Origin of the sequence: Stygiolobus sp. RP850M (assembly GCF_037389295.1) — an archaeon.
GTDB lineage: Archaea > Thermoproteota > Thermoprotei_A > Sulfolobales > Sulfolobaceae > Stygiolobus.
Window position 1 is genome coordinate 1 of record NZ_JBBHKU010000029.1, and the last position, 5,461, is coordinate 5,461.

Below are 5,461 nucleotides of genomic sequence, written 5' to 3' on the forward strand. Positions count from 1 at the left end.
TCTACTACGCCGACCTGACCCTGGGAGGCCGAGTGATTACGGTAAAATTGCTAGTCCAAGAATATAAAGGTGACTCCGGGACACACGTCAGGTACCTCTACACGACCGATCTCTCGCTCAGTGAGGAGGAGATCGAGGAGGCTTGGAGGATGAGGTGGGAGATCGAGAAGCTTCACAGGGACGTGAAGGCCTTGGGACTGGAGGACTCCTCGTTCTGGAGGAGAGAGAGGCTTCAGGGTTACCTCACGATCTTCACCATCATGGTCAACGTTGTCAGGGAGCTGATAGGGGAGCTGAACCTGAGGAGTGTGGAGGCGTTCCTCAGGTTCGTTGAACGTTATTTAGGCGGACCGCCTGGGCTGATGAAAATCTTTAAGTTACGTTAAAGTCCCATAACTGCTGTATCATTAAATATTTCCTCCTCTTTTCTTGTTTCAGCCTCAACTTCCTCCCTAAGAGTTTCCTACACTATTTTCGGATCAACTTTCACTATCTTAGGTTTCAGGGGACGTTAAAACCAACTCATCACCTTTAATCTCATCTATTAATATACCGTTTTCTTTTATCCAAAGTTTTCCCTAACATCCTTGGATAGAACTATCATATCTTTCTTTCTCAACTTATTTGATAAACCGTATAATATAAGTTGAACATTTCAATCTAGTTCTCCTTCTTTAAAAGGTGAGGTTTTCATCTCTTAAACAAGGCAGACAAGCTTGTCTTATTAACATTCCTTAATCTCTTAAAAAATCCTTAATATAACTTTTGCACTACTTCATGTTAAGTCAAAGTGTTCTTCTTGTTTATCTGAATAAATATTAAGCTAACAACTCGCTCACTACTAACTACATTGGCTTTTTATATGTGGGAATAATAGTGGAATTTATGAAAAAAGAATATTTACTTAGCATTGACGAGAAAGGGAGAATAGTAATCCCCAAGGAAGTAAGGGAAGAGTTAAATATCACCAGTAAAGTAAAACTCATTGTTGAAGACGGTAAAATAGAACTCCTACCTTATATAAAAAAGAATTATAGAGGATTATTTAAAGCTAGTCTAAAGTCAGAGAATATAGACGAAATATTAAAAGAGGCCTTAGAAGAGAGGAGTAAAAAGTGGTTAAAAGATATCTAGACGTAAACGTGTTCGTATACTACCTAATCGATGATCCAGAATTCGGCAATAGGGCAGAATACTGGATAGAACATACTAATTGAGATCTACACTTCAGAAATCACGTTCTTTCAGCTTATCGTAGTCCTCAAGTATTTAACAAAAGAAGATGAAAAGGAAATTATGAGAAAAATATCTGAAGTATTTGAGGATCTAAACGTTAAGTTCATACACCTAGAACCTTACGAACTAAAAGAGGCATACGAAACCATCAAAAAGAACAATCTGGACTTTGAAGACGCAATACATTACAAAGAAAGGGGTTAAGGGGGCGGAAAGCCTTGCCTCTCTGAGGCGAGAAGGAAGCCAGTTTCAAGAATTTCTCACGCCTGATTTTAGTTCTTTGGAACTTCATTATCTAAAATAAAGGGAGAGGATCGTATTGTTGTTGTCGTCTCTTCATAAAATCTTTAAGGTTCATACTTTCATCTCTTCACATTCCTAAAAAGGTTGTAAAAGACGACTGTTGAAGTGAAGTATAATGCACCGGTTATCAGAAAGGGCAGGACCAAGTTTCCCTCGTTAAATAAATAACCTCCTATGGAAGGTGCAAAAGCCCTCGGAAGAGAATCAATTAACTGGATAAGACTACTTGCCCTACTTCTCTCATCCCTAGGTATTAGGCTCATTACTAAAGCGTTAAAGACCGGTGAAGCCATATTCATCAAGGCATTTCTCAGAACATATACTACCGAAGCCTCAAAAAACGTCGGTGTAAAGGGGAGGACGAACAGCAGGAGTATTGCAAGGACGTGAGTGTAAACTATTGTCTTAACCATCCCCAACTTGTCGGATAGCCTCGAGGAGTAAATTACGGCAAGGGCTAAAGTTAGCTCAGAAGCCATGAACACCGGTGATATATTTGATGCAGTTACGTGAAACCTGAGCCTAAACCATAAAGACATTAGAGGCAAAATTAACCCTGCGCCAAACCCTATTAACGCCTCTGGCAAAAACTTACCTACCGTGGGAAGTGAGGATAACTTGATTTTTCCTCCTCCCTTATAATCCTCTCTTACCGTGAGTAAAAGCGAGAAGGAAGTTATTGCGACCGCAAACTCCAAGAGAAATATCTCACCGTAATTTAAGTACAAGGGAAGAGAAGATCCTATAACGCTGAAAAGGATATTTAAAGACGTTTGATAGCTGTAGACCCTTTCGAGGTTTTTAGCCTTATCTGCAAGGATCGCACTGATTAGAGCCCCACTACCCCATCCTACCATAAAGATATATGCGTAAACGAACTTCAGGTAAAAGAGTAGAATGAAGACCGCTGATAAACCCCTACTCAATAAAGCGAATTTCTTTCTTCCATACAAGTCCCCTAATATCGAGAATATAAAGCCCTCGACTGATGAAACTAAAATTGACAAGGTAAACAAAGCCCCAATGAACAAAGGCGAGTAATGAAGTGAGAGTAAGTATAACGAGACTACAATAGTGTTAGCTCCCCAAATTACACCGCTCATTGAAGTAGAGAGGATTAGCCTATAAACATCATCCATAGTTCCGATTACCAACTAACTCTTAAAAATCGTTCGATCGAGTGGTTCAGCATGAAGTTTTTAATCTTGACCTAGAGAAAACAGTGATCAACGTAAGAGCTTTCTTTTATTCTCAGGCAATTAATGGCCATCCCCACCTAAAATTTCCTCTAACATATTTTCTAAATCGAAAGAGAAAATTATGACTTTTAACACTTGTAAAGTTTGCTCTTATTTTACCTTAAGCACCTAGTATAACATCCCTTTTGCTTAAGGTGGTTTTAGGACTAACTCCCGTAGAGGTTAAAGTTAAAACAGAAAAGTATTTTAATATAGAAGGAGAATAAAAAAAGTGAATGGCGATGAGGAAGTTTAACTATAACGAAATAGTAATCCTCAACCCATTGCAAACAAGGTACCAAATGATGTTTTCTAGGGAATTCATCCCTCTCTATGCTGCAGCAAACGACGGAATTTATAAGGTGAACAGAGCTAAGAGGTTAGGAGGTTTTGCAGCCGTAGTGGGGATAACGCTAGGGATAATAGTTTTACCTTTTATTCTTATATATGGAGTGTTTTTAGTTTCCCTATCATCTTCTGCCAGTTTAATCGGTATTGGACTGATTGCAGGTAGCATATTTGGAATAAATAAGTTAGTAAAGATTGGAAAGAGGTTTGGCAAAATTGCTAACGAATTAGAAGGTGAGCTTGTTTTATCGTGGAGCCAAGTAAAAACTATAACTGTCATGAATGTCAGGCAAGAGAACGTGGCTAATAGTCCTAGCTTAATTATTGCTCCTACTCTCGATATTAATGCTCCTACTTACAAGGAAATAGGTGACTGGCACGTGTTAACAACAGACAGGAGGGACATAACAATACCTAACGTTGATGATCCTCATAATAAGCTAAACTATGTAAAAAATAGATTTAATTTAAAATTTTAGTTGATTTTTTACATATATCTTCCAGGTGGTGGTTCTGAGGACGTAGATCCGCCACTATTATTTTCTACTACTACTATATTTCCGGAACCTCCTTCTTTTTCTCTCTAAATGCTTCCATCATATGTTCCCGTGGTCTTAGTCCGAAGACAAAGGCGGTCAGCAGGAATAGGAACTCTCCATCCATAGCTATAGGGTCGATAACAAACATTAACGCTCCCAATGGCAGTGTTGCCAATATAGCGAATGTTACTGCTACTATCAGCCCAGTAACCATAAGCCTATCAATAAGTCTATGACCACCATAGCAATTTTTCTTGTCCATTCGAATATCCATAGATTAGCCCATAAGGGAATTGTGTCTACTATCGTTAGCATTACAGCGTACTTAATTGCAACCACAGCTAACGTGATAGACAAAAGATATAGTAGCGCTGCAAGAAATACATCAACAGGATTTCCGAAGCCGAAAGGAACGAAATCCAGCAATCCGAATATGCCAACAATTAGGGCTTACACTACCGTATATTCCGCAACTGCTGCGCTAAGATACGTCCCAGCCACAGTATAAATTATGGTATTAATGAAATTCGCAGCGTAAGTATAAATTGTTAGGCCGCCCGCGAAGAACAGTCCCCAAACAGATAATTTGTACATTACGTCCCCATCGAGGTCAACAAGGTCGGCATACTCTCCCCTTATAGCGTTATATGCGATTGAGAAAGCTATGAAAAGCATTGCGAGACCAATGCTAAAGTCTTTCATTTGGTTGTAAATTGATTGTGACGCTGGTGACATGTTAGGAGTAGTAGAATATGTCATCCATTCCAGGGGTGCTCCAAACACTGGTATGATAGTTTGTATTGCTCTTTCAATACTATTAGCATCGCTGTTTATCAATCCAGAAACTGCGTCTGTGATTGCTCCTTCTATCCACCCAAGAGGTGAAGGAGGATTTGTAACTGTAACCAGAACTGCCCCGCTATCCTACGTGACCCCTGGGATAGCCCTTATAATCGATAACACATTTCTCATATTTCTTAGCCCCCTTAACAGCTTCTTCACTACTAAAAGAGCCAATGTATTTACCATCACAAGCAAGGACGTATTTATCATCATTATAAGCTTTAACTCTCTTAGTGAGTACTCAATATCACTCTATTGTAATCTGAAATAGAATCCGTGACGTTTAACCACATAGAGATCGCTTGCTGAATTGCTTCGGAAACGCTAATTCCTAAAATTACAGCCTTAGCTTTTAACAATCTGTAAAGCTACTCATCTATTTTATAATAAGTAACTTAATAACCATAAGACATACTACGCTATACTTTTATGATAAAGTTTATCTTTAATAATCGCATGAGCGTTAAGTGTTAGTGAATTTTGGGAACCTCACATCCTTTGAAAATCTCTAGACAGAATACTTTACATTATAACTATTCCTTTATTATCATAATAGTTTCCTAAAATTAGTGAATCTTAAAATTTTATAAACTAACATTGTTTTGCAAAATTATTATGATTAGCATAATAAATAGTGGAAAGTATAAGTGTTGAAGAAAATCTAGAAAGCAGCAGTTATGGGACTTTAACGTAACTTAAAGATTTTCATCAGCCCCGGCGGTCCACCTAAATAACGTTCAACGAACCTGAGGAACGCCTCCACGCTCCTCAGGTTAAGAGCCCTCACCAGCTCCCTGACGACGTTAATCATGATGGTGAAGATCGTGAGGTAGCCCTGAAGCCTCTCTCTCCTCCAGAACGAAGAGTCCTCCAGTCCAAGGGCCTTGACGTCCCTGTGAAGCTTCTCGATCTCCCACCTCATCCTCCATGCCTCCTCGATCTCCTCCTCGCTGA

The 5,461-nt window shown here is 39.2% G+C and carries 8 protein-coding genes and 2 pseudogenes; 5 read left to right on the forward strand and 5 right to left on the reverse strand.

The features are described from left to right. The 3 genes and pseudogenes from WIW52_RS02740 to WIW52_RS02750 form a co-directional block, all read left to right on the forward strand. A pseudogene (locus tag WIW52_RS02740) lies at positions 1-386 on the forward strand (IS701 family transposase); the annotation flags it as partial. Between the two features lie 499 nt (positions 387-885). Then, positions 886-1,134 (forward strand): AbrB/MazE/SpoVT family DNA-binding domain-containing protein, encoded by a 249-nt coding sequence (locus WIW52_RS02745; protein WP_337708452.1) that lies wholly within the window; start codon positions 886-888, stop codon positions 1,132-1,134. A gap of 162 nt (positions 1,135-1,296) precedes the next feature. Beyond that, a complete protein-coding gene (locus tag WIW52_RS02750; protein WP_337708453.1) occupies positions 1,297-1,440 on the forward strand; it encodes a hypothetical protein in 144 nt (47 codons plus the stop codon). A gap of 158 nt (positions 1,441-1,598) precedes the next feature. Here WIW52_RS02750 and WIW52_RS02755 read toward each other — a convergent pair whose 3' ends face one another. Continuing rightward, a complete protein-coding gene (locus WIW52_RS02755; protein ID WP_337708455.1) occupies positions 1,599-2,678 on the reverse strand; it encodes an MFS transporter in 1,080 nt (359 codons plus the stop codon). A gap of 341 nt (positions 2,679-3,019) precedes the next feature. Between WIW52_RS02755 and WIW52_RS02760 the strand changes: the two genes are divergently transcribed. Next, the gene (locus tag WIW52_RS02760) at positions 3,020-3,604 is read left to right on the forward strand and encodes a conjugative plasmid protein (pARN3) (protein ID WP_337708456.1); all 585 of its coding nucleotides are present in this window, start codon (positions 3,020-3,022) and stop codon (positions 3,602-3,604) included. Positions 3,605-3,677: 73 nt separating this feature from the next. Here WIW52_RS02760 and WIW52_RS02765 read toward each other — a convergent pair whose 3' ends face one another. From WIW52_RS02765 to WIW52_RS02775, 3 genes are read right to left on the reverse strand one after another with little or no spacing between them, the layout of a single operon-like run. After that, the gene (locus tag WIW52_RS02765) at positions 3,678-3,878 is read right to left on the reverse strand and encodes a hypothetical protein (RefSeq protein WP_337708458.1); all 201 of its coding nucleotides are present in this window, start codon (positions 3,876-3,878) and stop codon (positions 3,678-3,680) included. Then, entirely contained in the window at positions 3,863-4,090 is a 228-nt protein-coding gene (locus WIW52_RS02770; RefSeq protein WP_337708460.1) for a hypothetical protein, read from the reverse strand. The genes WIW52_RS02765 and WIW52_RS02770 overlap by 16 nt, the downstream gene beginning before the upstream one ends. 24 nt (positions 4,091-4,114) lie before the next feature. Then, on the reverse strand, positions 4,115-4,501 hold the full coding sequence (locus tag WIW52_RS02775) for a hypothetical protein (RefSeq protein WP_443295477.1): 387 nt from the start codon (positions 4,499-4,501) through the stop codon (positions 4,115-4,117). On the opposite strand from WIW52_RS02775, the gene WIW52_RS02780 reads away from it, so the two are divergent. Further along, on the forward strand, positions 4,452-4,778 hold the full coding sequence (locus WIW52_RS02780; protein WP_337708464.1) for a hypothetical protein: 327 nt from the start codon (positions 4,452-4,454) through the stop codon (positions 4,776-4,778). The genes WIW52_RS02775 and WIW52_RS02780 overlap by 50 nt on opposite strands. 414 nt (positions 4,779-5,192) lie before the next feature. On the opposite strand, the pseudogene WIW52_RS02785 reads toward WIW52_RS02780, so the two are convergent. After that, positions 5,193-5,461, reverse strand: a pseudogene (locus tag WIW52_RS02785) (IS701 family transposase); the annotation flags it as partial.